The following is a 23,001-nucleotide window of genomic DNA, read 5'->3' on the forward strand; positions in this document are numbered from 1 at the left end:
GCGTGCATTTCGGCGTTGCCCGGGTATCAGCCGGAGGACCGTTCGGCTGGTACCCAGGAGGGCGACATGAAAACCAGGACGACCGCACTGGCCGCGTTGTTCGCGGCGATTCCGCTGGTGCTCGCTCCCGCGGCCGCGAACGCGGTCTCGTGCCTCGGCGACCTGAGTGACACCGTCGGCGCGCTGACGAAGATCACGCGGGAGGAGTTCATGTCGCGCGTGTGCGCCGAGCAGCTCCAACCTGGGACCGAGCGCAAGGACGTGCAGGCGCTCAAGGACGTCGTCCTCCCGAAAGCGGTGTCCGGGCTCGGTGGGATGGAACTGATCTACGCGCGCAGCAAACCCGTTCTCGACAAGGTGGTCGAGAAGTGTTACTCGCCGGACGACTACTGCAATCCCGAGGCCGTCGGACGAGCCACCAGGTGCATGAAGGCCGAAGTGCCCGGCATCGCCATGGACGTGCTCGGGCCCGACGAGCTCGCCGCGAGTTGTGAGGGCCTCGAGGCCGCGGCGGCGACGGACCCGAAGGCGTTGCGGGAGAGGGCACGCGCCGGCGCCGAGTCGTACATCAACTCGTTGCGGAGCGAGCGCGGCTGAACCCTGACCCCCCTGTCAAGGCGCGCCGGGCCACGGTCCGGCGCGCCTTTCTCATCCGCGGTCCAGGTCGATGACGCTCCGTGAGGGATTCACCGGACAGGGTGCTATCCGGTCAGGAGCGACTGGCGGGTCGGAGCAGGGGGTATTTGCCACGACAAGAGCACCAATGCAAGAGCACCACCGCCCACGTTCAGGAAGGGACACGGGCCATGGCTTTCGACGAACTCCTGAACGAGGGTTCCACGATGTTCCGCACCCGTTGGCTCGGCTACGACCGCGCCCAGGTCGACGAGGAGTACGGCCGGCTGGAAGAGATGCTTCTGACCGTTTGCGCCGACCGTGACGCCGCACTCGCGACGGCCGAGGACCTTGCCCGGCACCTCGAGCAAGCGCGTTCGGAACTCGCCGAGTACCGCGGGATCCACGCGGGACACAGCAAGGACGACGCCGTCGCCGGCTGCATGCGCTACCTCATGCACATCGCGAAGCGCAAGGCGGAGGAGATCGAGGTCGACGCCCGTGCGCGCACCGAACAGGCGGTCAGCCGGGCCGAGGACGCCGTCGGCCGTCAGGCCCGTCTCCTCGACGAGACCGAGCAGGAGACCCAGCGCCGGCTGGCGGAGGCGACCCAGCGCGCCAGGCAGATCGTCGGCGACGCCCTGGAGCAGTCCCGCGCCATGCTCGCCGAAATGGCCGAGCAGCAGCGGTTGCTGGACCAGTGGTACGGCGAGGTCTCCTCGACGTCGGACCTGCCGTTGCCCAGGATCGGCGAACCGGACCCGGCCGAACCGCAGCCGGTCTGGACGGCGCCGGGCGAATCGAGGCCGGCTGACTCCACGCCGGCTGATTCCACGTCGGCTGATTCAGTACCGAATGATTCCAGGCCGAATGATTCCAGCCTGGCCGATTCCGTGCCGGGTAATTCCACGCTGGTCGAACCCTCGTTGACCGAATCCAGGCTGACCGAATCCAGGTTGGCCGAACCCGCGCTGTGCGATTCCGCGTTGGCCGGATCCGCGTCGGCTGATTCCGCGCCGGCGGAATCGGCCGTAGCTGATTCCGCCCTGACCGATTCTACGCCGGACGAATCCGCGCCTGCCGATTCCGCGCCTGCCGATTCCGTGCCTGCCGATTCCGCGTTGACCAAATCCACGCTGACCGATTCCACGCTCGCCCTACCCACACCGGTCGAGGTGGAGCAGGCCGCCGACGCCCGGAGCGTGACGCGATGACCGCGCTCGCCCATGAACCGGTCAGGATGACGGCCACCTGCGTGCTGGTCGACGTCCGCGACTGCGGTGTCGTCGGCGTCCAGTGGGCGGCGGCGTGTGCCGACGCGCTCGGCGTCGGCCTCGTGGTGCAGGCCGCCGCACAGAACGACCCCGCGCACAACGACATCGCGGCGCTGCTGTCCGAGCACCCGAACCTGTCCGTCCACATCGAACACCACGACCACTCCGCGGCGCGCTGGGAAGGCGCCCTGGTGGTCGTCTCGCGGTCCTCCGCCCTGGCCGTGCCGCCACTCGCCGGCAACGACCTCCGCGATGTCGTGGTCCTCGGCGGTTCGCCCACCGCGATCGCCGGTCGTTTCGGCGTGGTGACGGCGGTCGTCGACCCGGTGGGGAGCGAGGGTGTCCTGCGGAGGGCCGTCGCGCTGTGCCACGTGCGACGGGCGACCCGGCTGCGGGTGCTGACCCGTCCGTGCTGGGAGACGTGCGCGGAGTTCGACGCCGTCGCCGACCTCGTCCACGCCGCCTGTCCCGACGTGATCGTCGAGCTGGTGCGGGAAGCCAGGTCCGTGCACGACGAGACGCGGCTGTTCCCGAGCGACCTGCTCGTCGTGTCCGGCAGGGAACGCGGTCCCGCGGAAGGTCTGCAACCGGCAGCCAGGGCGGCGTTGCACCACGCGCAGTGCCCGGTGCTGTTCAGCTGTTCGTGACCAGGGGGAGTGACCTCATGAGCGTCGGCAGAATCGTCATGTACGTCTTCGCCGCGATGCTGGCAGGGGTGACGATCGGCCTGCTGAGGATTTGGCCCGAACACGAGCCGGCCCGGCACGACGTCGCGCAGCCGACACCGCCCGCGGTGGCGAGCATCTCGGTGAAGGCGCCGCCTCCGTCGTCCTCGTCCGTGCCCTCGTCGTCGCCATCTTCGAGTGACCCGAAGCCCGACGCGGTGGCGGGCCAGCCCGCGCCCCTGCCGGGTCCGGAGCTGCCGCCGGGTGTGGCGGTGCGCGCCCAGGGCGAAGGCTGGTGGCGGACCGTCGCGGGCACGACCGAGCAGGTGGGCACCGGCCCCGTGCGCACCTACACCGTCGAGGTCGAGCAGGGAGCCGTGCTGCCCAGTGCTCATCAGCCCTTCGCGGCGGCGGTGGACGCGGCCCTCGCGGACCCGCGCGGGTGGACCGCGTCCGGTGAGGTCGCTTTCCGCCGCGTGGACGTGGTCCAGCCGGACGTGCGAATCCGGCTCACCGCAACGGAAACGGCCCGGGCCATCTGCGGGTACGAGCTGCCCTACGACACGTCCTGCTACAGCAACGGCGCCGTGTACGTGAGCGCGCCACGGTGGTTTCGGGGCGCCCAGTCGTTCGGCGGTGACCTGGCGGGTTACCGGAAGTACCTGATCAACCACGAGATCGGGCACTTCCTCGGCCACGGCCACGAGTTCTGCCCCGCCGACGGCGCTCTCGCGCCGGTGATGATGCAGCAGACGTTCTCGGTCTCGAACGACGAGCTCGCCAGGATCACCGCCGGAACGCCCCAAAGCCTGACCGTTCCGCGGGACGGCAAGACGTGCCGCGCGAACCCGTGGCCCCATCCGGAGGTGACCAGGTGAAGATCGCCATGATCTCGTTGCGGGACAACCCGCTGACCGCGCTGCGCGACGCGGACGCGGACGGACGGCGCCTGCACGTCGCCAAGCTGTCGGAGGCGTTGCACGGGCTCGGGCACGAGCTGACGATCTACACCCGCCAGACCGACCGGCGCCTGCCGCACCAGGTGCGGATCGACGACGCCCTCGAGGTCGTGCACGTGCCGGCCGGCCCCCTGCGGTACCTCGGTCAGGAGGAGGTCATCCAGCACATCGGGGAGTTCGCGTGGTCCCTGAACTCCCGGTGGGAGGACGACGCCCCGGACGTCATCCACGCCCACCACTGGACGTCCGGACTGGGCGCGGTGCTCAGCGCGCGCCGCACCACGATCCCGATCGTGCAGAGCTACCACGGGCTCGTCGGTGGCGAGTCCACCGGGATCGAGCGGCTGGTCGGCCGCGGGGTCGCGGGCGTGCTCGCCACGTCCGGGCAGGAAGCCGACGAGCTCGCACGGCTGGGTGTGCGCCGCTCCAGGATCTCGACGGTCCCGTGCGGCGTGGACACGCTGATGTTCTCGCCCAACGGTCCTGCCGCGGTGCGCAACGGCAACCGCCGCGTGCTCACCGCGGGAGGTCTGGGGTCGCAGGACGGCGTCGACGACCTGATCACCGCGCTCGCCGCGGTGAGCTGCACCGAACTGGTGGTCGCCGGCGGCTGCGGCAAGTCCGACCTGCCCGGCGACGCGGACTTCCAGCGCCTGCGGGAGCTGGCGGACCGGCACGGCGTCGCGGACAGGGTCAGCTTCCTCGGACGCGTGCCGCACGCGGACATGCCCGCGCTGATCCGTTCCGCCGACGTCGTGGCGTGTCCTCAGTCGGGTGCCACGTCCGGGGTGGTGTCGCTCGAAGCCATGGCGTGCGGCGTGCCGGTCGTGGCGTCCGCGGTCGGCGGTCTCGCCGAGTCCGTGGTGCACGGCGTGACGGGCCTGCACGTTCCGCCACGCAAGCCCGCCCTGCTGGCGCGGGCACTGCGCGCGCTTCTGGGAGACGACGTCCGGCGACAGGAGATGGGTGCGGCGGCCAGGGACCGGACTCAGGTCCGCTACGCGTGGGACCGGGTGGCGCTCGACGTCGTCCGGGCCTACCAGCACGCGGCGGGACCAGAGGTGATCGCCGCCCAGCGCGGGCCCGCGCAGGTCTACGCGCGCCTTCGCCGGGCGCTCGCCCAGGACGACCGCGCCAGGTGACGACGCAGCCGCTGTAACCGTTGTCGTTTCGGTCCGTGCGGAACGGGGTAGCCGCGATCTGCGCCGAGCAATCGGCGGTCCTGTCGCGGCTGCTTTCGGGGGCGATCACGATGCGGCACAGCTCGGTGGAACAGACGAAGGAAGCGCACACGCCGCTGACCATCGCACGCCCATGATCCGGTGGCCGGTCGTTCCGCTGCTGGTGCTGCTCGTGGCGGGCTGTGGCGGTCTCGGCCCGAGTGCCGCCGATCGGCCGAACGCCTTGGTCACCACGGGATTCGGGCTGCCGGACGAACACGCCACCGCGCGGGTGGACGTGTTCAGGAGCAGGCATCCCGAGGTCGACCTGCGGATCAACGAGGGCGCGTTCGACGAGCAGCAGTTCCTCTCGTCCGTCGCCGCGGGTGATCCGCCGGACCTGGTGTACGCGGACCGGCGCAAGCTCGGCGGTTACGCGGCCAGGGGAGCGGTGCAGGACCTCGGCCCGTGTCTGCGCCGGAACGGTGTCGACCTGAAGCAGTACCGCGAAGCGGCCGTGCGGCAGGTGACGTACGAGAACACGGTGTACGGGGTGCCGGACTTCTTCACCGTCAAGGTGCTGATTCTGAACAACCCGGTACTGCGCCAGGCGGGCGTCGACCCGGCGACACTGTCCACAACGGACTGGAACGCGCTGGCCGCACTGACGGCGAAGCTGGCGCGCGTGCGGGACGGCCGGATCCAGCGGATCGGGTTCGACCCCCGCATGCCGGAGTTCGTGGCGTTGTGGGCCAAGGCCAACGGCGCCGACCTGGTGGGGGACGAGCCGCACCTCGACGACCCGCGCGTCGTCGAGGCCGTGCGGTACACCGCTGGTCTCGTGCGGGCACAAGGTGGCTGGGCCGCGTTCAAAGCGTTCCGTGACACGTTCGACTCGTTCGGCGCGAACAACGAGTTCGTCACGGGACAGGTGGCCGCGATGGCGATGGACTCCTGGTACGTCAACACACTTGCCGCCAACTCGCCGGACGTCGACGTCACGGTCGCGCCGTTCACGGACCGGCAGGGCACCCCGCTCACCGAGGCCGGCGGTCAGGCGTGGGCCATCCCCAAGGGAGCCCGGCATCCGGAGACGGCCTGCGAGTTCATCACGACGATGACCGCGGCGGACACCTGGGTCACCGCGGCGAAGGCGCGCCGCGACGCCCTCGCGAAGAAGGGGAAGCCCTACAGCGGAACGTTCACCGCGAACCGCGCCGCCGACGAGAAGATCTTCAGCGAGGTGTACGACCCGCGTGGCATCCGTGTGCTCGAACAGGGCGTGCAAGTGCTGCGGGCGGTGCAGGACAAGGCATTCGCGCTGCCACCGAGCCCGGCCGCCAGTGATCTCGTGCGCTCCTGGGAGTCCGCGGTCACCCGAGCGCTCCTCGGCGGTCAGTCCCCGGACGAGGCGATGGCGCAGGCGCAGCGCGAGGCGGAGCGGGCGATCGCCCGCGTGGGAGGCCGTTGATGGCGAGCACACGCGAGGCACGCGCCGGGTGGTTGTTCGTGCTGCCGTGGGTCGCCGGTTTCCTGCTGCTCACCGCCGGACCGATGCTCTACAGCCTGTTCCTGTCGTTCACGCACTACGACCTGCTCAAGCCGGCACGGTTCACGGGCCTCACGAACTACCGGGAGATCCTTTCGGACGGGCGGGCGGCGACCGCGTTGTGGAACACCGTGTTCTTCACGCTGCTGCATGTTCCGGCGCAGATCGTGCTCGCACTGGGACTCGCCTCGCTGCTGCGGCGCGCAGGACGGTCGGCGGGCTTCTTCCGCACCGTGTTGTTCCTGCCGACGATGACACCGCCGGTCGCGCTCGCGGCCTTGTTCCTGTTGCTGCTCAACGGGCAGAACGGCGCGGTCAACGCCGCACTGGGCTGGTTCGGGTTCACCGGACCGCAGTGGACGACCGACCCGGCGTGGATCAAACCCGGTCTGGTGCTGATGAGCCTGTGGACGATCGGCAGCACCGCCGTGCTGTACCTGGCGGCGCTCACCAGGGTGCCGGGGGAGCGCTACGAGGCGGCGCGGCTGGACGGGGCGTCGCCGTGGCGGCAGTTCTGGCACGTCACGCTGCCCGGCATCAGCGGCACCGTGTACTTCACGCTGATCGTGAACACCATCGCGTCGCTGCAGGTGTTCACCGAGGCGTACACGATGTTCTTCGGCGCCCGCCCCTCCACCCCGGCGGAGGGCGACGCGGCGTTGTTCTACGTGATCTACCTGTTCCAGGAGGCGTTCGGCTCGCTGCGGATGGGCTACGCCTCGGCGCTGGCGTGGGTGCTGTTCCTCGTGATCGCCGCGATCACGGCACTGCAGGTGCGGCTGTCGCGCGACTACGTCCACTACGAGGACAGGTCATGATCCGCCGCGCACCGGTCCTGCTCGCACTCGCCGCCGTCGGCGTGCTGTTCGCCTACCCGTTCTGGTGGCTGCTCAGCGCGTCGCTGAAGGACCGCTCGCGCGTCTTCGACAACGCCCTGCTGCCCTCACCGGTCAACCTGGCCAGCTACGCCGAGGTGTGGCGCGCCGTGCCGCTCCTGACCTGGGTGGGCAACAGCGTGGCCGTCGGCGTCGCCGCCGCGCTCGCCGCCACCGTGTCGAGCGCGGTCGTGGCGTTCGGCTTCGCCCGCTTCCGGTTCCGCGGCCGCACCGTCCTGTTCGGACTCGTGCTCGCCACGATGATGCTGCCCGCCGCCGTGACGATGGTGCCGGTGTACCTGGAGTGGCACGCGGTGGGGCTCGCGACGACGCAGATCCCGTTGTGGGCGGGCAACCTCTTCGGCTCGGCGTTCTACGTGTTCCTGCTGCGCCAGTTCTTCCTCGGCCTGCCCGCGGAGGTCTTCGACGCGGCACGGGTGGACGGGGCAGGGCCGTGGCGGCAGTTCCGGTCCATTGCGCTGCCGCTGGCCAGGCCGGGGCTGGTCGTCGTCTTCGTGTTCGAGCTCAAGGCCGCGTGGACGGACCTGATCCGGCCGTTGATCTACCTGCGCGAGCCGGAGCTGTACACGTTGCCGCGCGGGTTGAAGGCGGTGCTCGACCGGTTCGGGCAGGGCGGCGAGGCGCAGTGGGAGCTGGTGATGGCGGCGAGCGTCGTCGCCACCGTGCCGATGATCCTGCTGTTCCTGGTGGCGCAGCGGTACTTCGTGCGCGGCGTGGTCACCCAGCGGGTGGAGGAGTGACGCCGGCTGTTCCGTGGCCACGGACACCCTCCTGCTGACCGGGGTCACCTCTGGCGGTTGTTCGCGATCCATTCCGCGAGGGACGTGAGGGTGGCTTCAGCGCTCGCCGCCATGTAGTCGCGCAACGCGTTCACCTCCTCCCAGGTGCTCCCGAGGACCGGGTCCATGCGGAGCAGCCGCCACGACTGCGCCGCCACGGACCCGCGGCCGCTGGCGCGGAACGTCCAGCTCCACTCGACGATGCCGTTCTCGGCTCCGCCGACCACGAAGGCGAAAGCGGCACCGGGTTCGGCCCGCACCACCTGTGAGCGGGTGGTCCACTCCTTGCCGTCCCTGCGGTTGTGGCCGCTGAACCACGAGCCGGCCTCGGGTCCGGAACCTTCGTCGAAAGCGACTTCGCTCGCGTTGGGACTCCACCGGCTGATCGAGGACACGTCACTGACGAGGCGGTAGACCTCGGCAGGAGTGGCGTCGACCCACGCATGACGCGTGAAGGCGAAGTCGGACGCATCGATCGTCTCGGTGCCGTCGTGCAGTTCGTTGGCGGTGCTCATGGAATCTCCTTGCTCGAGGTGTGCCTGCGGGTTCGATTCCAGCGGCTGTCCCGCGTGCGCACCATTCCCGGCTCTGCGTATCCCTGGCTGGGGCAGGTAGCTCGCTCAGGTCCCGGACATACTCGGTTCCATGAGCGACACCGCGGTGCTGGGCGAGTTCCTCAAGACGCGGCGCTCGCAGCTTCGTCCCGAGGAGATCGGTGTACCGACCTACGACGAACGGCGCCGCGTGCCGGGGCTGCGGCGCGAGGAACTCGCGCACCTGGCCGGTGTGAGCGTCTCCTACTACACGAGGCTCGAACAGGGGCACTCGACGAGCGCCTCGCCCGAGGTGCTGGACGCTCTCGCCACCGCCCTGCGGCTCGACGAGGCAGAACGGCAGCACCTGCACGCCCTGGCGAGGCCGGCGAGGCAAGCCCGCCGGGCGCGGCGGCCAGCACCCGAACGGGTCTCGGAGGCGACCGGTCAGCTGCTCGACGCGCTGGACGCCGTCCCCGCGATCGTGGTCGGCCGCCGCACCGACGTGCTGGCCTGGAACAGGCTGGGGCACGCGTTGTTCGCGGGTCACCTGGACTTCGGCGCGGCGCGACGTCCGAACATGGCCCAGTCGGTGTTCCTCGACCCGCACACCCGCGAGCTCTACGCGGACTGGCCGAGCAAGGCCAGGGCGGTGGTGGGGAACCTGCGCCTGGTGGCGGGGCAGCACCCCGACGACGCGGCGCTGCACGAACTGGTGGGACAGCTCAGCGCGAGGAGCGCCGAGTTCGCCTCGATGTGGGCCGACCACCGCGTCAAAGCCTGCGCCACGGCCGACTACGAGATGAGGCATCCCCTGGTCGGTCCGCTGACCGTCACGCAGCAGACCCTGAGCAACGGCCTGGGGCCGAGCATCGTGGTCGCCACCGCATCGCCCGGCACACCGTCGCACACCACGCTGGCCCTGCTCGCCCAAGCCACGGCGTCGGCCACGTCGGCCTCGACGGCGCACCGGATCAGCACCACCTGATCCCTGCGGCAATCACACCCGAAGGGCGCGGCGCTGCCGCCTGCCCGGAAACAGTGAGGAAACTTGTCCACGAAACCTGTCGGCCGGGCACTCGCAGCCGCGGTACTGGCCGCGAGCACCCTCGTCGCGTTCGGTGCCGCTCCGGCGTCGGCCGTCTCGTCCCCGCTGTACGCGGCCCGCGTCGTCCAGCACTTCGACCTGGCCAAGGGGCAGACGCCCGAAAGCATCGTGCTGGCTCCGGACGGTACCGCCTACGTGGCCTTCGCCAAGGCACGGCAGATCGCCGCGATCTCGCCCACGGGAGCCGTCCGGATCCTGGCCACGTTGCCCGCGCCCGCGGACGGCGGGGGCAACACGCCCGCTCTGGGCTTCCCGTTGACGGTCGGCATCGACCGAGCCCACGACGGCACCCTGTACTTCCTGTACGCCACCGGTACCGCTGATCTGAACGGGGTGTGGAGCCTGCGTCCCGGTGGTACCCCGCGGCGCATCGCGCCCCTGCCCGCCACCAGCCTGCCGAACGGTCTCGCACTGGACCACCGCACCCGCACCCTGTACGTCGCGGACTCGACGGGCGTCGTCTGGCGGGTGCCCACCACCGGCGCCGGCGCCGGTGTCTGGTCGTCCGGCCGGGAGCTCGCACCGGCCGGCTTCCTCGGCGCGAACGGGCTCAAGCTCCGCGACGGAGCGGTCTGGGTGACCAACCTCGACCAGGGCACCATCGTGCGCATCCCATTGCAGGCCAACGGGAAGGCAGGTCCCGCACGGATCGCCGCCACCGGTCTGACCGGAGTCGACGACTTCGCCTTCACCGGCAGGGGCAACGAGATCATCGCCGCGTTGAACACCGCCAACCAGGTCGCGCTCGTTAAACCCGACGGCACGCACACCGTGGTCCTGACCGGTGCCGACGGCCTCCAGGGCCCGACGACGATCGCGCTGCGCGGCCGCACGGTGTACGTGCCGAGCGCCGCCTACCTCACCGCGGAGGACCCGAACCTGCTGCTGGCCCACCTGGGTCGCTGACCGGGGTTCGCGCCACTGGAGAACTGCCGTAGAGCTGGCCTTCTTCTCTATAGCTTCAGTGTTGACCAAATCTCGTCGCGGTCAGGCGGCAGGCTTGCTGAACCAGCGAGCGAGGTGGTCGTTCAGCTCCTCCTGCCGCTCCCCGACCCAGGCGACGTGACCGTCGGGGCGCAGCAGGACGGCCGGAGCGTCCAGCGCCGCGGCGGGATCCGCGATGAGGTCGACCCGGTCCGCCCAGCCTTCGACGGTCAGGCTTCCGGTGCGGTCGAGCACCAGGCCGCGGCCACGGCGCAGCCGGTCGTAGAGGCGGCCCTCGGTCAGGTCGACGTCGCGCAGGCGGCGGCCGAGCAGGTCGGGACCGGCACCGAAGTCGTAGCGGACGCCGAGAGCGGTGATCTTCTCGATCAGGTGCCGGTTCACCTCGTTGAGGCCCATCAGTTCGGTGAGCAGCCCGCGCACGGCCCGCGGGCCTGGTTCGCCGGACGCCAGCAGGACCTGGGCGCGGGTGTTGTTCAGGACGTCCTCGGCGACCGGATGACGTTCGGCGTGGTAGGTGTCGAGCAACGTGTCCGGCGCCCAGCCGCGGGTCTGCGCGGCCAGTTTCCAGCCGAGGTTGACCGCGTCCTGCACGCCCAGGTTCAGGCCCTGGCCGCCGGCGGGCGGGTGGATGTGCGCCGCGTCGCCCGCCAGCAGCACCCGTCCTACCCGGTAGTGCTCGGCCTGCCGGGTGGCGTCGCCGAAGCGGGACAGCCAACGCGGGGAGTGCACGCCGAAGTCGGTTCCGGCGATGGCGCGCAACTGCCGGCTGAAATCGTCGAGCGTCGGCGGATCTTCGGTGGCTCCCGTGACGGGGACGACGACGCGGTAGACCCCTTCACCGAACGGCGCGATGCTGAACACCGGATCGCTCCCGCGGATCTCGTTCACCCTGGCCGCGATCTCCTCCGGCGACACACCCATTCCCATCTCGCCCATCAGCGTGTGGGTCCGGGACGGCTCGCCGGGAAAGCCGACGCCGAGCAGCTTGCGCACCGTGCTGCGGGCGCCGTCGCAGCCGACGAGGTAGCGCGACCGCAGCAGCTCGCCGCCGGCCAGTTCGACGGTCACCCCCTCGTCGTCCTGTTCGAGACCGGCCACCGCACAGCCGCGCCGGACCCGCGCACCCAGGTCGGCCGCGTGGTGCTCGAGCAGACGATCGACGATCGGCTGCGGGATGCCCAGCAAGTAGGAGTACGCGGAATCCAGGCCGTCGGGCGCGGGTGCGGGGATGGCGGCGAAGATGCCGCCGACCGGCCGCTGCCTGCCGTGTTCGAGAAAACGGTCCAGCAGGCCCCGCATCGCCATGATCTCGAGACTGCGAATGTGCAGACTCACTATGCGGACGAACGACGATACCGGCTCGGGCTCCTTCTCCAGAACGAGTACCAGCACGTCGTGAAGCCGCAGCTCGGCCGCCAGCATTGCGCCGGTCGGCCCGCAGCCTGCGACGATCACATCGAACATGAACCACCTATTCGGCAAGAAGTCCGTGACAACGGCGGCTCATTGTGTGGCTGCTGAAGATCTCCAGCAAGCGATATAGGTGGGAAGGAAGAGCGGGGAACTCGCGGTGCGGCGGCCGCCGGTCAGCCGCCGCATCGGTCGGCAGTGCGCTCAGCCGGACACGCCGCAGTTCGGGGCGGACCAGAAGCGGGTGGAGCGGTGGGCGACGTGCACGTGGTCGTTGTGGCCGGTGTAGCCCGGTCCGAGGATCTCGCGGAAGCCGTGGTTGCGTGCCTGCTTCGCCAACGCGCAGAAGCCCTGCGGGCCCGCGCCCAGATCGACGGCGTCGCCGTACAGGTGACGGCTCGTGGGCGAGCCGCCGACGGCGTTGTTGCAGGCGACACTGCGGAAGCCGCCGTTGACGTCGATCGGCCTGTCACCCATGGCGTGCCGCATGGCCTGCAGCTTCCACATGGACACCAGGGCGTTGGCGCGCGCGGTGGCCGCGGAGACGTTGCCGCCCGACCAGGTGGAGTTGCAGTTGTTCAGCTCGTCGTAGGAGAAGTTGACCGGCGTGCAGTCGTTGTCCTGCAACGCGTAGATCTTCGAGAACGTCGCGGACCCGGCGATGCCGTCGGCACCGAGGCCGTAGGCCTGCTGGAAACGGGTGACGGCCGCCTTGGTCGCGGGCCCGTACTGTCCGTCGAGGCCCAGCACGCCGCCGTAGCCGGGATAACCGGCCACCCGGATCTGCAGCTGGCGCACGTCCTCGCCCGATGCTCCTTCCGAGAGGGTGCGTCCCCAGGTGTAGCAGGCGTCGGCCGCCTGCGGATCCGCCGCGGCCGGCGCGACACCGACACCGAGACCGGCGAGCAGGGCGAGCAGGGGTAAGAGGAAGCGGAGTTTCATGACAACGGCACCTTTCGGTCACAGGGAGGTGCAGCGTGTCGAGTCCACGGCCGAGCTGTCAATGAGCAACCAACCGAACTCTTAGTTCGGCGCCGAAAAACCACCCGGACAGCCGTCACCGCGGGTGCTCCGGGCCGGCCCCGGTCAGGGCCGGCCCGGGAGGATCACCGGTGGCTGACGGCGAAGTTGTCGAAGCGCGCGCCGGTGTTGAAGACGCGCACGCCGTTGGCCCCGCTGGTGTAGCTCGTGTCGGTCACGGAGATCTTCGGCGTGGCCATGTCGCCGACGTACACCTTGATCGCCGAGCCGATCGCCTCCACGCGCAGGTGGTGCCAGGCGTTCGGCCTGACGGTCACCGGGGCCGACGCCAGCCGCGTCCAGTTGTTGTCGGCCTTGCCCAGCACGACCTGGCCGGTCGCGCTGATCCCCGCGTAGTAACCGCGGTAGCTGTCCGTCCCGGTGCTCGCCTGCGTCACGCGGAACACGACCCCGCTGTCACCGGCGGCGGACCTCGGCATGACGTCGGCGTCCTGGACGAAGTCGGAGAAGTTCGTGTCCAGCAACGACTTGCCGCCGAAGGAAGGCCCGGTCTCGTACCGGCCGCGGCTCGCCGACCAGGTGCCGCCGTGCGTGGTCCAGCCCACGGCGTCGTTGTCGGCGAAGTTGTCCTTGACCCGCATGGTCACCGGCTGGATGGTCCCGTCGGCGTTGAAGGTCATCCGGTCGTAGGCGAGCTGCCGGTCGTTGGCGCCCGTGCGGCTCAACGGGCGCCGGTGGTAGAAGATGTACCAGATGTCCGTGCCCGGCACGTTGAGCACCGTGTTGTGGCCGGAACCCCTTGCCACGGCGGCATCCTGGCTCAGCACCCGGCTGATCTTGGTGAACGGCCCGGTGGGGGAGTCGGAGATCGCGTAGGACACCGCGTAGTTCGGGCCGGTCCAGCCGTCCTCGGACCACATGAAGTAGTACTTGCCGTTCCGCTTGAACATCTGCGAACCCTCGGTGAAGTTCGCCGGGGTGATCTCCTTGTACGTGCTGCCGTCGGCGAACCGGCCGAGGCTCGTCATGTCCTCGTTGAGCTTGACCACGTTGGCGTGTCCCCAGCCGCCGTAGTACATGTAGGCCTGACCGTCGGTGTCGATGAACACGTCCTGGTCGATGGGCTGCGCGCCGTTGACGAACTGGCTGATCAACGGCTTGCCGATCGCGTCGCGGTACGGGCCCTCCGGACGGTCGGCGACCGCGACGCCGATGCCGCCCAGTTCGGAGTTGCTCTGGATGTCGTTCGCGCCGAAGTACAGGTAGTACTTGCCGTTGCGCTGCACGGGCGCGGGCGCCCAGACCGCACGACGTGCCCACGACACGGTGGCGGTGGTGAGGACGTTGGGGTGCTTGGTCCAGTTGACCAGGTCGGTCGAGGAGAAGGCGTCGAGGTAGGTCTGCTCGTCGTACGGTCGCGACGACGTGGGGAAGACCCAGTACTTGTTGTCGTAGACCGCGACATCGGGGTCGGCGTACCACCCGTCCACGAACGGGTTGCCGGCCTCCGCCGTCGAGAAGTCGGGTACGGCGGGCGCCGACGAGGCCACGGCGGGCACGCTCCCGAGGAGCAGGGCAGCCAGGGCGGCGGCGACGATTCTTTGTGTCAACGTCTCGTCCAATCTGCAGGGGCGGACTAGTTACAACGTTGTAAACACTGCGTTGATCGATCCAAACACCACTGTGCACCGCTGTCCAGCGCCTGACCGTTGGCAGACACGCACCACGCACCGCGGACGAGGTCGATGGAACGAAGGGTGGGTCAGGGACGTCACCGGGCGGCAGTCGACCGTCGAGCGTCAGCCCCGGACACAGGCCAGCGCCGTCGGCGAAAACCCTTGCGGCGGCCTTTCAACCGCAGGTCGTCCGCGGCTGGTGCTTTCCCGGGCTCACAGCTCGGTCCCCGGTGCCGGCCTTCCGAGGAGGAACCCCTGCGCCTGGTCGCACCCGAGCGCCCGCAGGATGTCCAGCTGTTCCATCTGCTCCACCCCTTCGGCGATCACGGTCAGGTCGACCGCGTGGGCCATGGCGATGATGCTCGTGACGATCGCCTCGGCCTCGTCCGACCGGCCCAGCCCCGCCGTGAAGGAACGGTCGATCTTGAGCGTGTCCAGCGGCAGCGTGAGCAGCTGGGCGAGTGACGAGTGGCCGGTGCCGAAGTCGTCGATCGCGAGCTGCACGCCCAGGTCGCGCAACGCCGCGAGGGTGCGGGCGGCGAGCGCCGGGTCGCGCATCAGGGCGCTCTCGGTGATCTCCAGGCACAGCGCGCTGGGGGGCAGCCCCGCCTTGTGCGCGGCGTTGCGGACCGAGGACACGAGCCACGGGTCGTCGAGCTGGCGGGCCGACAGGTTCACGGTCAGCTGGAGCTCCGGCGCCAGCGTGGCGATCTCGCGGGCGGCGGTGTGCAGCATGTGGGCGCCGATGATGGTGATCAGGTCGCTTTCCTCGGCGAGCGGGATGAACTCGACGGGGGAGATGAGGCCGTAGCGGGGATGCGTCCAGCGCAGCAGGCCCTCGACGGCCGTGCGCTTGTCCGTCCGGAGGTCGATGATCGGCTGGTAGGCGAGCCACAGCTCGTCGTTGAGCGGTGCCGTGCGGAGGTCCTGCTCCAGCTGCAGGCGGCGCTGGATGCGTTCGCGCAGCTCGACGTCGAAGAACGCGATGCGGCCCCGGCCCTCGGTCTTCGCCTGGTACATCGCCAGGTCGGCGTCACGGAGCAGGTCGGAGCCGTCGCGGGAGTCGGCCGGTTCGGCGAGCACGATGCCCACGCTCGCGTCGACGTGCAGATGCCGTCCCCCGACCGAGATCGGCTGGTTGAGCTCGGCGCGGATGTGGTCCGCGAGAGCCGTCGCCTCGTCCGGTCCGGTCACGCCGTAGGCGATGACGGTGAACTCGTCGCCGCCGAGCCTGCCGACGACGTCACCGCGGCGGGAGCTCTGGCTGAGCCGCGCGCCGACGACCCGGAGCACCTCGTCACCGGTGCTGTGGCCGAGGGAGTCGTTGATGACCTTGAACTTGTCCAGGTCGATGAACAGCACCGCGGTGAGCCCCGACCGGTGCGCCCTGGCGGGTGGACTGAGCCGGTTGATGGTCACCGTCCGGTTGCACAGGCCGGTCAGCGCGTCGTGCGTCGCCTCGTGCTCCAGCCGGCTGTCGATCCTGCGGCGTTCGGTGATGTCGGTGAACGACACCACGGTCGCCGACGGCAGCTTTCCGTCCTGGGTGAGTGCGCGGGCGCTCAGCGACAACCAGACGCGGCTGCCGTCCGGCCGGAGGGCGCGGACGATCCGCCCGTGCTGCGACCTGCCCGTGGCACGGGTGATGGCCGACGGGAAGAGTGCGGGCGGGATGGGCCGGCCGGCCTCGTCGTGCAGTTCGGTCAACGACGCAGCTTGGCCGATCGCCTCCTTCGCGCTGACGCCGAGGATCCGTTCGGCCGCGGGGTTGACGGACTCGACGAGGCCCGTGGGCCCCACGACGAGCACACCCTCGCCGATGGCGGCGACCACCGCCGTGAAGTGGTGTTCCGCTCGTCTGCGGGCGGTCTCGTCCGCGCAGATCAGCACATAGCCGTCGTCCATCCGGGCGACCGACACCCGCACCGCCAGCGCCTCGCCGTCGGATCTGCGGTGCTCCGCCTGGACCACGCCTCCCGCAGCCAGTACCGCGACCGGGTCGAGCGGCGCGCCCACGACGTGACCGATGACCTGTCCGATCGCGTCGGCGGCGCGCCGGCCGTAGACGTTCTCGGCGCTGGGGTTCCAGCTCGTCACGACACCGTCGGACGTGGTGGCGATGAGCGCGTCGCTGACGTGCGCGACGAGCGCCGCCTGGTAGCGCAACGCCGCCGCGGCCGCCTTCTGCTCGGTGACGTCCCGCATGATCACCTGGAACGCCGGCCTGCCCTCCCACGTCGTGCGCACCGAGACCGACTCGATGTCGGTGACGCCCCCGTCGAACCGGAGCAGCACCGCGTCCGACGGGTCACTCGTCGCGCCCGGCACCTTCAGCCGCGCGATCCGCCGCAGCATGTCCGCCTGCGAGTCCGGATGGACGAAGTCGGTGATCGGCCGCCCGAGGACCTCACCGGCCGAGCGAGCCCGCACGAACCGGACCGCCGCCGGGTTCGCGTACACGAGCAACCCGGCCTCGTGCACGACGATCGCCTCGGGGGAGAGCTCCACCAGCAGCCGGTAGCGGTCGGCGAGGTCCGCGAGCTCCTGCTGCTGGGCGTGCCGCCGGGTCACGTCGGCGACGACCCCGACCAGGGCCCGTGCGGAACCGCGGGTCGACACACGGGCGCGGAACTGGAGCCGGCGCGGGCCGCCCGGCGTCTCGAGGGGCTGTTCCAGCTCGAAGTCCTGCCAGGCCGGCGCCGTTCGCGCGGCCACGGTCAACGGAGCGACCAGTTCGGCGAGCCGGGCGCGCACGGTGTCGGTGTCCGAGCCGGGCACCCCGATCACCACGTCGAGGCCCGGCATCCAGCCGAGCTGGTCCGCGTCGAGGTCCAGCCACCACACCACGGCGGCGCCGACCGAGAGCGCGAGGTCGGCCAGCAGCTCGTGCTCGAAGTCGGCGTCACCGATCAGGCCGCTCACGTCGTGGCTCGCAGAACCGGCGTCTCCTCGTATTCGTGGTGGCGTGGCCATCGTGAAGTCCTACCGCAGACCTGACCAGAGCCGCATCCGTCTGGCGTGAACATGGTGTGCCGTTATATCGGGTAGCCGGATCCAACCGGTGATCAGGGTCCATTTCGGCGTCCATTGTGGACTAATGAATTCCTCGCCGCACGGCGGCCGGCGCGGTTACCCTGGGAGGGAGGCGTCGACCCTCGGTGTGGGGGGAGCTGGACTATGGTCGCGCGAGGTGTGGGTATCTGCGGAATCGGCGTGGTCAGCGCGTACGGATGGGGCCGCGGTTGTTTCTGGGACGGTCTGGTCAGCGGTAAGCCCGCGGCCGCCGTCGTTCCGGAACTGGGCCGGTTCCCCGGCGACACGGTGTGGGCGGCGCGTGTCGGCGCCGGCGGTGACCCGGTGGACGGTCCGAGCAGGTTCGCCCAGGCCATGCGCGCCGCCGCCAGGGAGGCCATCGAGGACGCGGGCACCCGTGGCTGGCAGCCCGGCCGCCGGGTCGGGCTCCTGCACGCGGTCGTGCTGGGCGAGGTGGACCTGTGGCGCGACTTCTACGTCACGCGCGGCGGCAAGCTCGCGGTGCACGACTACCTGGCGTTGATGCCGTCCACGCCGATGTCGACGTTCATGCAGGAATACGGTTTCCACGGTCCCGCGATGAACGTCTCGGCGATGTGCGCGTCGGGCAACGCCGGCCTGATCACCGCGAAGGCGTGGCTGGACGCGGGAATCGTCGACGACGTCGTGTTCGTCGCGACGGATCTCTCCCTCACCCCGGAGAACGTCGCCCACTTCGTCCGGCTCGGCGTGGCGATCGTCGACGCGGAGCCGCTCGACGCGTGCCGCCCGTTCCAGCAGGGCAGCAGGGGTTTCGTGATGGGCGAGGCGTCAGTGGCGTTCGTCCTTTCCCGCCGTGCGTCGCGTCCGTACGCTCTCGCGCTCGGCGGTGCGATGTCGCACGACGCGTACCACGTGACGTCGATCGATCCCGCGCTCGACCAGATCACCGCGTGCTTCACCGACGCGCTGGACAACGCCGCGGTGAGCGCGGCCGACGTGCGCTACCTCAACGCGCACGGTCCGGGCACCGCGCAGTGCGACGCCGCCGAGGCGGCCGTGCTGGAGCAGCTGTTCGCGCCGGAGACCGGGATCTACTCGGTGAAACCCATGACGGGACACTGCCAGGGAGCGGCGTCGGCGATCGAGGTCGCGGTGACCGCGATGGCGTACGACAGCGGGGTGGTCCCGGCGCCACCGGTGGTCGCACCCGGACACCCGCGACTGCTGGACGGGCTCACGCCCCTCGCCGACGGCCTCACGATCAAGTCGTCGCTCGGCATGGGCGGGCACAACTCGGCGGTCGTGCTCGCGCCACCCGCCTGACGGGACAGTCCACTCGGCACAGCGCGTGTCACCTTCCCGCGCCGGCGGCCCGACGTGACCTGCTGTCCCGGACCGAGTACCGGTTTTTGTTCCGGTACCTCATGGGGCGGCGCGGCGGGCGTTTTCCGGGACAATGCTCCGACAACAATGCGGCTGCGTGCAGGTTTTCCGTGGTGCCTACGCTTTGCGTCCAATTGACTGCCTTGCGCGACTGTGGTTATAGTCGGAGCTATTCCATGTCGTGCGAGTGAGACTGCTCAGGGATTTCTCAGGGGGCCGCCGACTGCGTGTCGGCGTGTTGTCCTTTCTGGGTGCAATGCGTTGTACACGTGCATCACTGGGGGTTCATTGATGTCGTACGCGGACGACGTCGAAATGACGATGCCGCAAGCAACCAGGCCGCAGTCACCAGGCGCCGGAGTGCTGGAAGAGGAGGGATCGTCCGGCGGCGAAACGGATGGATCGGTTGTGCGGGTTCCCATCAGTTCGCTGAAGATGACCGGGTCGCTGCGGGTCGACGGCGAGGATCCGACGCACGTCAGGCTGCTCGCCGAGGTGGCGGCGCCACTGCCGCCCGTGCTGGTGCACCGGCCGACCATGTGCGTCGTGGACGGCAAGCACCGGATGCGCGCGGCCATGTTGCGCGGCGAGCAGACGCTGCTGGTCAGGTTCGTCGACTGCGATGAGGATCGGGCCTTCCTGCTGTCCGTGGAAGCCAACATCAAGCACGGCCTGCCGCTGTCGCTGGCCGACCGCAAGGCGGCCGCGGGCCGCATCGTCGAGCGTCATCCCGCGTGGTCGGACCGCCGGGTGGCCGCCGTCGTCGGGCTGTCCGCCGACTGCGTCGCGGGTATCCGGCGCGCGGTGCGTCCCGGCTCTGACCAGGTCACGACCAGGGTCGGGCGGGACGGCCGGGTCCGGCCGATCGACTCGGCCCAGGGCAGGCTGCGGGCCGGCCGGGTGCTGGCCGACCGGCCCGACGCGTCGTTGCGGGAGATCGCGAGAGAGGCGGGCATCGCGGTCGGCACGGCGCGCGACGTGCGCAACCGGGTCCGGCAGGGCCTCGACCCCGTCCCGGTGCGCCGCCGCAAGGTGCCGGACGCCGCGACGCCGGTCCCCGAGCCCCGTGGGCGGGAGGAGCCGCCCTCGGTGCAGATGGACGTGGACGAGGTCATCGCGGCGCTGCAGTCGCTGAAGAAGGACCCGTCGCTGCGGTTCTCGGAGTCCGGGCGGAGATTGCTGCGCTGGCTGGACGGTCACGCGGTCAGGCCGGAGGACCAGGCCTGGATCGTGCCGTCCGTTCCGCCGCACTGTGCAGTCGTCATCGCCGATCTCGCCCGTCAGTACGCGCTGATGTGGCACGGGTTCGCGGAGGTGCTGGAACAACAGGAACGCAAGGAGATGTGACGCGGCCTGTCGTTCACCGCCGTGTTCAAGCGTCGGTCCCCGCCAGTTGAACAGCCGGCCGGGCCCGGCATGCGCATCCGGGCATGGCCGTGGAAACGTGTCGTGATGTTTTGCCGGTGAGAAAGGGCAAATCGCATCGACATTTCGTTCCACTTCTCGCCCGTCGCCTTCCCAGGGCAATGGTGTGCTCGTACAACTGGCTTTGCCGACCACAGGCAAGGGAGATCCGTACATTGACCGAGAAGACGGCGGCGGGTAGTCGTGCCGTGCGAACTCCATGAGCGCGGTGTTGCCCGCACCCGTGTTGCCCATTCGTTTCGGGTGGTTCTGGACGGGCAGCGCGCTCAGCGCGATCGGTGATCGGCTCACCGGGTTCGCGGTGCCGAGCCTCGCGATTCTCGTGCTCGACGCGTCCGGCACCGAGGTCGGTGTGCTGGCCGCGCTGGGATGGCTGGCCTACCCGGTGTTCGGCATGGTGGCCGGAGCGCTGGTGGCCCACGCGCCGCAGCGCCGGGTGATGGTCGCGGGCGAGCTGATCCGGCTGGCGGCGTTCGCGAGCATTCCGCTCGCGGCCGTGTTCGGCGTGCTCACGCTGGCGCAGCTGTTCGCGGTGGTGGCGATCGCGGGTGTGGCGACGGTGTTCGTCGACATCGCGGGGTTCGCGTACCTGCCGGGCCTGGTCGGCACCGAGTTCCTGGTCGGCGCGAACTCCCGGCTGCAGGCGACGGACAGCCTGTCCAAACTGGCCGGTCCGGCGCTGGCGGGCGCGGCGATGCAGTTCGCGGGTCCGTTCCTCGGGCTGCTGTTCAGCTCGCTGCCGTTCGCCGGTTCGGCGTACGCCCGGTCGCGCCTGCCGGAGAACCGCACGACGGTGGCCGTCGCCGCCGCCCCGCCGATCGGCGAGCGGATCCGGCAGGGGCTGAGTTTCCTGTGGGGGCACGCGTTGCTGCGCCCGCTGGTCGTGGCGTCGGCGGTGCGGAACTTCGGCATGGGCGCGGTGGACGCGGTGCTGCTGCTGTTCGCCTACCGCGTGCTCGGCCTGTCCAGCCTGACCGGCGGGCTGCTGCTCGCCGCCGGCGCGGTCGGCGCCGTCACCGGGACGTTCCTGGTGAGCCGGATGAGTCACCGGATCGGCGTGCGGCCCACCCTGCTGCTGACCGGACTGGAAGGCATGACCTGGCTGTTCGTCCCGCTCTGCCTGGTCGTGCCGGCGCTGGCGTTGCCGCTGCTGGTCGTCATCCGCATGTTCTCCGCGTTCTGGATGCCGATGTGGAACGTGGTCACGACCAGCGTCCGGCAGGCCGTCACACCACCGGACCGGCAGAGCACCGTGCACGCCGCGGCCAGGACGGTGATGTCGTCACCCATCCCGCTGGGATCCGTCCTGGGTGGCGTGCTCGGCAGCGCGCTCAGCGCGGGCCTGGGCAGTGCGACGGGTCTCGTCCTGGTGCTCGCCACCGGCGGCACGTGTGCGGGCCTGAGCGTCTTGTTGATCAACCGTGTCGCAGTGGACCTGTAGGAGGAGATCGGATGCGTCCCAGCACCACGCGCACCTTGAACGCCAAGGAGTTCGCGGACATCAAACACACCGTGGCCATCCGGTCGTCGGCGCGCAGGAACCTGCTGGCCGATCCCGGATACGCCGCGCCGCTTCCGCAGGAGATCAGTCTCCAGCTCACCTACAAGTGCAACCTGCGGTGCACCCACTGCTACCAGTGGAACGAGCAGGGCTTCTTCCGCGACTTCAGCGTCCAGCAGCAGAGGACCGAACTCGACATCACGATCATCGAGGACGTGCTGAGGATGACCGCACCGCTGCGGTCGAAGCTCTTCCTCTGGGGCGGCGAACCGTTGATGCACAGCGGGTTCAGCGAGGTCGCCGCCCTGGTCGAGCGATACCCGCGCACGGTCAACATGTGCACGAACGGCCTGCTGTTCAAGCGCAACATGGAACACCTGCTGCGCATCGGGGAGAACCTGAACCTCCTGGTGAGCCTCGACGGACTGGGGGAGGACCACGAGGCGTTGCGCGGCAAGGGGACCTTCAAGCGCACGATGGAGAATATCCGGACCATGCTGGACCTCAAGCGGTCCGGAGCCTGGGACGGCGAACTGTCGTTGTCCTGCATGGTCTCCCACGTGACCGTGGGCAAGATGTACGAGTTCATGGAGTGGGCGGAGGAGCTCGGCGTCAACACCGTCTACTTCCAGTTCCCGTGGTTCATCAGCCCCGAGGTGGCCGAGGCCATGGACCGGTTGTACGACGAGGCGTTCGCCTGGCTCAACCCGGCGACCGGCACCAAGAAGCCGACCTGGCACTCCTACACCTACCGGCTGCCACCGGAGCAGTTGCCGGTGCTGCGCGAGTCGATGGCGCGGCTCGCGGCCCGGCAGTGGCGGGTGCGGGTGCGCTACCAGCCGCAGCTGGAGGCCGATGAGGTCGCCGACTTCATCCTGGGCACGTCCCGGCCCGCGCAGCACCGCAACAAGTGCCTCGCCGTGTCGAACCGGATGGAGGTGCACGCCGACGGCAACGTCAGCTCGTGCAAGTTCTTCCCCGAGTTCGTGGTGGGCAACCTCTACGACACCCCGGCGGCCGAGCTCTGGCAGAGCCCGTCGTTCCGCGAGATCCGCAAGATCATGTCGGCCAACGGGATGATGCCCGTCTGTTCCAAGTGCATTCTTCTTTACCTGAACGGAGTGTGA

At 69.9% G+C, this 23,001-nt stretch carries 19 protein-coding genes; 14 read left to right on the forward strand and 5 right to left on the reverse strand.

Annotated features, from left to right (window positions below):
* The first annotated feature begins 66 nt into the window (after positions 1-66).
* The 8 genes from ACRSBM_RS14995 to ACRSBM_RS15030 all read left to right on the forward strand — a co-directional run bounded on the left by ACRSBM_RS14995 (position 67) and on the right by ACRSBM_RS15030 (position 7,858).
* Positions 67-597: a hypothetical protein gene (locus ACRSBM_RS14995; protein ID WP_434443988.1), complete on the forward strand. Its 531-nt coding sequence runs from the start codon at positions 67-69 to the stop codon at positions 595-597.
* A 101-nt stretch (positions 598-698) separates the two neighbouring features.
* The gene (locus tag ACRSBM_RS15000; protein ID WP_434443989.1) at positions 699-1,829 is read left to right on the forward strand and encodes a hypothetical protein; all 1,131 of its coding nucleotides are present in this window, start codon (positions 699-701) and stop codon (positions 1,827-1,829) included.
* On the forward strand, positions 1,826-2,536 hold the full coding sequence (locus tag ACRSBM_RS15005) for a hypothetical protein (RefSeq protein ID WP_434443990.1): 711 nt from the start codon (positions 1,826-1,828) through the stop codon (positions 2,534-2,536). The genes ACRSBM_RS15000 and ACRSBM_RS15005 overlap by 4 nt, the downstream gene beginning before the upstream one ends.
* A 17-nt stretch (positions 2,537-2,553) precedes the next feature.
* Positions 2,554-3,432: a DUF3152 domain-containing protein gene (locus ACRSBM_RS15010; protein WP_434443991.1), complete on the forward strand. Its 879-nt coding sequence runs from the start codon at positions 2,554-2,556 to the stop codon at positions 3,430-3,432.
* On the forward strand, positions 3,429-4,655 hold the full coding sequence (locus ACRSBM_RS15015; RefSeq protein WP_434443992.1) for a glycosyltransferase: 1,227 nt from the start codon (positions 3,429-3,431) through the stop codon (positions 4,653-4,655). The genes ACRSBM_RS15010 and ACRSBM_RS15015 overlap by 4 nt, the downstream gene beginning before the upstream one ends.
* Before the next feature lie 172 nt (positions 4,656-4,827).
* On the forward strand, positions 4,828-6,144 hold the full coding sequence (locus ACRSBM_RS15020) for an extracellular solute-binding protein (RefSeq protein WP_434443993.1): 1,317 nt from the start codon (positions 4,828-4,830) through the stop codon (positions 6,142-6,144).
* Complete coding sequence (locus ACRSBM_RS15025) at positions 6,144-7,040, forward strand: carbohydrate ABC transporter permease (protein ID WP_434443994.1); 897 nt, start codon at positions 6,144-6,146, stop codon at positions 7,038-7,040. The genes ACRSBM_RS15020 and ACRSBM_RS15025 overlap by 1 nt, the downstream gene beginning before the upstream one ends.
* Positions 7,037-7,858, forward strand: coding sequence for a carbohydrate ABC transporter permease (locus tag ACRSBM_RS15030; RefSeq protein ID WP_434443995.1), 822 nt, complete (start codon positions 7,037-7,039; stop codon positions 7,856-7,858). The genes ACRSBM_RS15025 and ACRSBM_RS15030 overlap by 4 nt, the downstream gene beginning before the upstream one ends.
* 44 nt (positions 7,859-7,902) lie before the next feature.
* Here the strand turns inward: ACRSBM_RS15030 and ACRSBM_RS15035 are convergent, their stop codons facing one another.
* Positions 7,903-8,412, reverse strand: a complete 510-nt coding sequence (locus ACRSBM_RS15035) for an SRPBCC family protein (protein WP_434443996.1) — start codon at positions 8,410-8,412, stop codon at positions 7,903-7,905.
* Positions 8,413-8,542: 130 nt separating this feature from the next.
* On the opposite strand from ACRSBM_RS15035, the gene ACRSBM_RS15040 reads away from it, so the two are divergent.
* Together ACRSBM_RS15040 and ACRSBM_RS15045 are read left to right on the forward strand one after the other, a co-directional pair.
* On the forward strand, positions 8,543-9,418 hold the full coding sequence (locus tag ACRSBM_RS15040; RefSeq protein WP_434443997.1) for a helix-turn-helix domain-containing protein: 876 nt from the start codon (positions 8,543-8,545) through the stop codon (positions 9,416-9,418).
* Positions 9,419-9,481: 63 nt separating this feature from the next.
* Entirely contained in the window at positions 9,482-10,444 is a 963-nt protein-coding gene (locus ACRSBM_RS15045) for an SMP-30/gluconolactonase/LRE family protein (protein WP_434443998.1), read from the forward strand.
* Between the two features lie 81 nt (positions 10,445-10,525).
* Here ACRSBM_RS15045 and ACRSBM_RS15050 read toward each other — a convergent pair whose 3' ends face one another.
* The 4 genes from ACRSBM_RS15050 to ACRSBM_RS15065 form a co-directional block, all read right to left on the reverse strand.
* Entirely contained in the window at positions 10,526-11,947 is a 1,422-nt protein-coding gene (locus ACRSBM_RS15050; protein ID WP_434443999.1) for an FAD-dependent monooxygenase, read from the reverse strand.
* A 150-nt stretch (positions 11,948-12,097) separates the two neighbouring features.
* Entirely contained in the window at positions 12,098-12,835 is a 738-nt protein-coding gene (locus ACRSBM_RS15055; RefSeq protein ID WP_434444000.1) for a D-Ala-D-Ala carboxypeptidase family metallohydrolase, read from the reverse strand.
* A gap of 164 nt (positions 12,836-12,999) precedes the next feature.
* Entirely contained in the window at positions 13,000-14,484 is a 1,485-nt protein-coding gene (locus ACRSBM_RS15060; protein ID WP_434444001.1) for a family 43 glycosylhydrolase, read from the reverse strand.
* A 279-nt stretch (positions 14,485-14,763) separates the two neighbouring features.
* Positions 14,764-17,523, reverse strand: coding sequence for a sensor domain-containing protein (locus tag ACRSBM_RS15065; protein WP_434444002.1), 2,760 nt, complete (start codon positions 17,521-17,523; stop codon positions 14,764-14,766).
* 204 nt (positions 17,524-17,727) lie between these two features.
* On the opposite strand from ACRSBM_RS15065, the gene ACRSBM_RS15070 reads away from it, so the two are divergent.
* The 4 genes from ACRSBM_RS15070 to ACRSBM_RS15085 all read left to right on the forward strand — a co-directional run bounded on the left by ACRSBM_RS15070 (position 17,728) and on the right by ACRSBM_RS15085 (position 23,001).
* The gene (locus tag ACRSBM_RS15070; RefSeq protein WP_434444003.1) at positions 17,728-18,888 is read left to right on the forward strand and encodes a beta-ketoacyl synthase N-terminal-like domain-containing protein; all 1,161 of its coding nucleotides are present in this window, start codon (positions 17,728-17,730) and stop codon (positions 18,886-18,888) included.
* A 468-nt stretch (positions 18,889-19,356) separates the two neighbouring features.
* Complete coding sequence (locus tag ACRSBM_RS15075) at positions 19,357-20,295, forward strand: ParB N-terminal domain-containing protein (protein ID WP_434444004.1); 939 nt, start codon at positions 19,357-19,359, stop codon at positions 20,293-20,295.
* Between the two features lie 277 nt (positions 20,296-20,572).
* Positions 20,573-21,814 carry an MFS transporter gene (locus tag ACRSBM_RS15080; protein WP_434444005.1) on the forward strand — a complete coding sequence of 414 codons (1,242 nt, stop codon included), beginning with the start codon at positions 20,573-20,575 and terminating at the stop codon, positions 21,812-21,814.
* An 11-nt stretch (positions 21,815-21,825) separates the two neighbouring features.
* Positions 21,826-23,001, forward strand: a complete 1,176-nt coding sequence (locus tag ACRSBM_RS15085; RefSeq protein WP_434444006.1) for a radical SAM protein — start codon at positions 21,826-21,828, stop codon at positions 22,999-23,001.

This window comes from Lentzea xerophila, from assembly GCF_051094245.1.
GTDB classification, from domain to species: Bacteria; Actinomycetota; Actinomycetes; order Mycobacteriales; family Pseudonocardiaceae; genus Lentzea; species Lentzea xerophila.

Coding starts and splice junctions, on each gene's coding strand:
- ACRSBM_RS14995 (WP_434443988.1), top strand. CDS start 67: ATGAAAACCAGGACGACCGCACTGGCCGCGTTGTTCGCGGCGATTCCG.
- ACRSBM_RS15005 (WP_434443990.1), top strand. CDS start 1,826: ATGACCGCGCTCGCCCATGAACCGGTCAGGATGACGGCCACCTGCGTG.
- ACRSBM_RS15010 (WP_434443991.1), top strand. CDS start 2,554: ATGAGCGTCGGCAGAATCGTCATGTACGTCTTCGCCGCGATGCTGGCA.
- ACRSBM_RS15020 (WP_434443993.1), top strand. CDS start 4,828: ATGATCCGGTGGCCGGTCGTTCCGCTGCTGGTGCTGCTCGTGGCGGGC.
- ACRSBM_RS15025 (WP_434443994.1), top strand. CDS start 6,144: ATGGCGAGCACACGCGAGGCACGCGCCGGGTGGTTGTTCGTGCTGCCG.
- ACRSBM_RS15030 (WP_434443995.1), top strand. CDS start 7,037: ATGATCCGCCGCGCACCGGTCCTGCTCGCACTCGCCGCCGTCGGCGTG.
- ACRSBM_RS15035 (WP_434443996.1), bottom strand. CDS start 8,412: ATGAGCACCGCCAACGAACTGCACGACGGCACCGAGACGATCGATGCG.
- ACRSBM_RS15040 (WP_434443997.1), top strand. CDS start 8,543: ATGAGCGACACCGCGGTGCTGGGCGAGTTCCTCAAGACGCGGCGCTCG.
- ACRSBM_RS15050 (WP_434443999.1), bottom strand. CDS start 11,947: ATGTTCGATGTGATCGTCGCAGGCTGCGGGCCGACCGGCGCAATGCTG.
- ACRSBM_RS15055 (WP_434444000.1), bottom strand. CDS start 12,835: ATGAAACTCCGCTTCCTCTTACCCCTGCTCGCCCTGCTCGCCGGTCTC.
- ACRSBM_RS15065 (WP_434444002.1), bottom strand. CDS start 17,523: ATGGCCACGCCACCACGAATACGAGGAGACGCCGGTTCTGCGAGCCAC.
- ACRSBM_RS15070 (WP_434444003.1), top strand. CDS start 17,728: ATGGTCGCGCGAGGTGTGGGTATCTGCGGAATCGGCGTGGTCAGCGCG.
- ACRSBM_RS15080 (WP_434444005.1), top strand. CDS start 20,573: ATGAGCGCGGTGTTGCCCGCACCCGTGTTGCCCATTCGTTTCGGGTGG.
- ACRSBM_RS15085 (WP_434444006.1), top strand. CDS start 21,826: ATGCGTCCCAGCACCACGCGCACCTTGAACGCCAAGGAGTTCGCGGAC.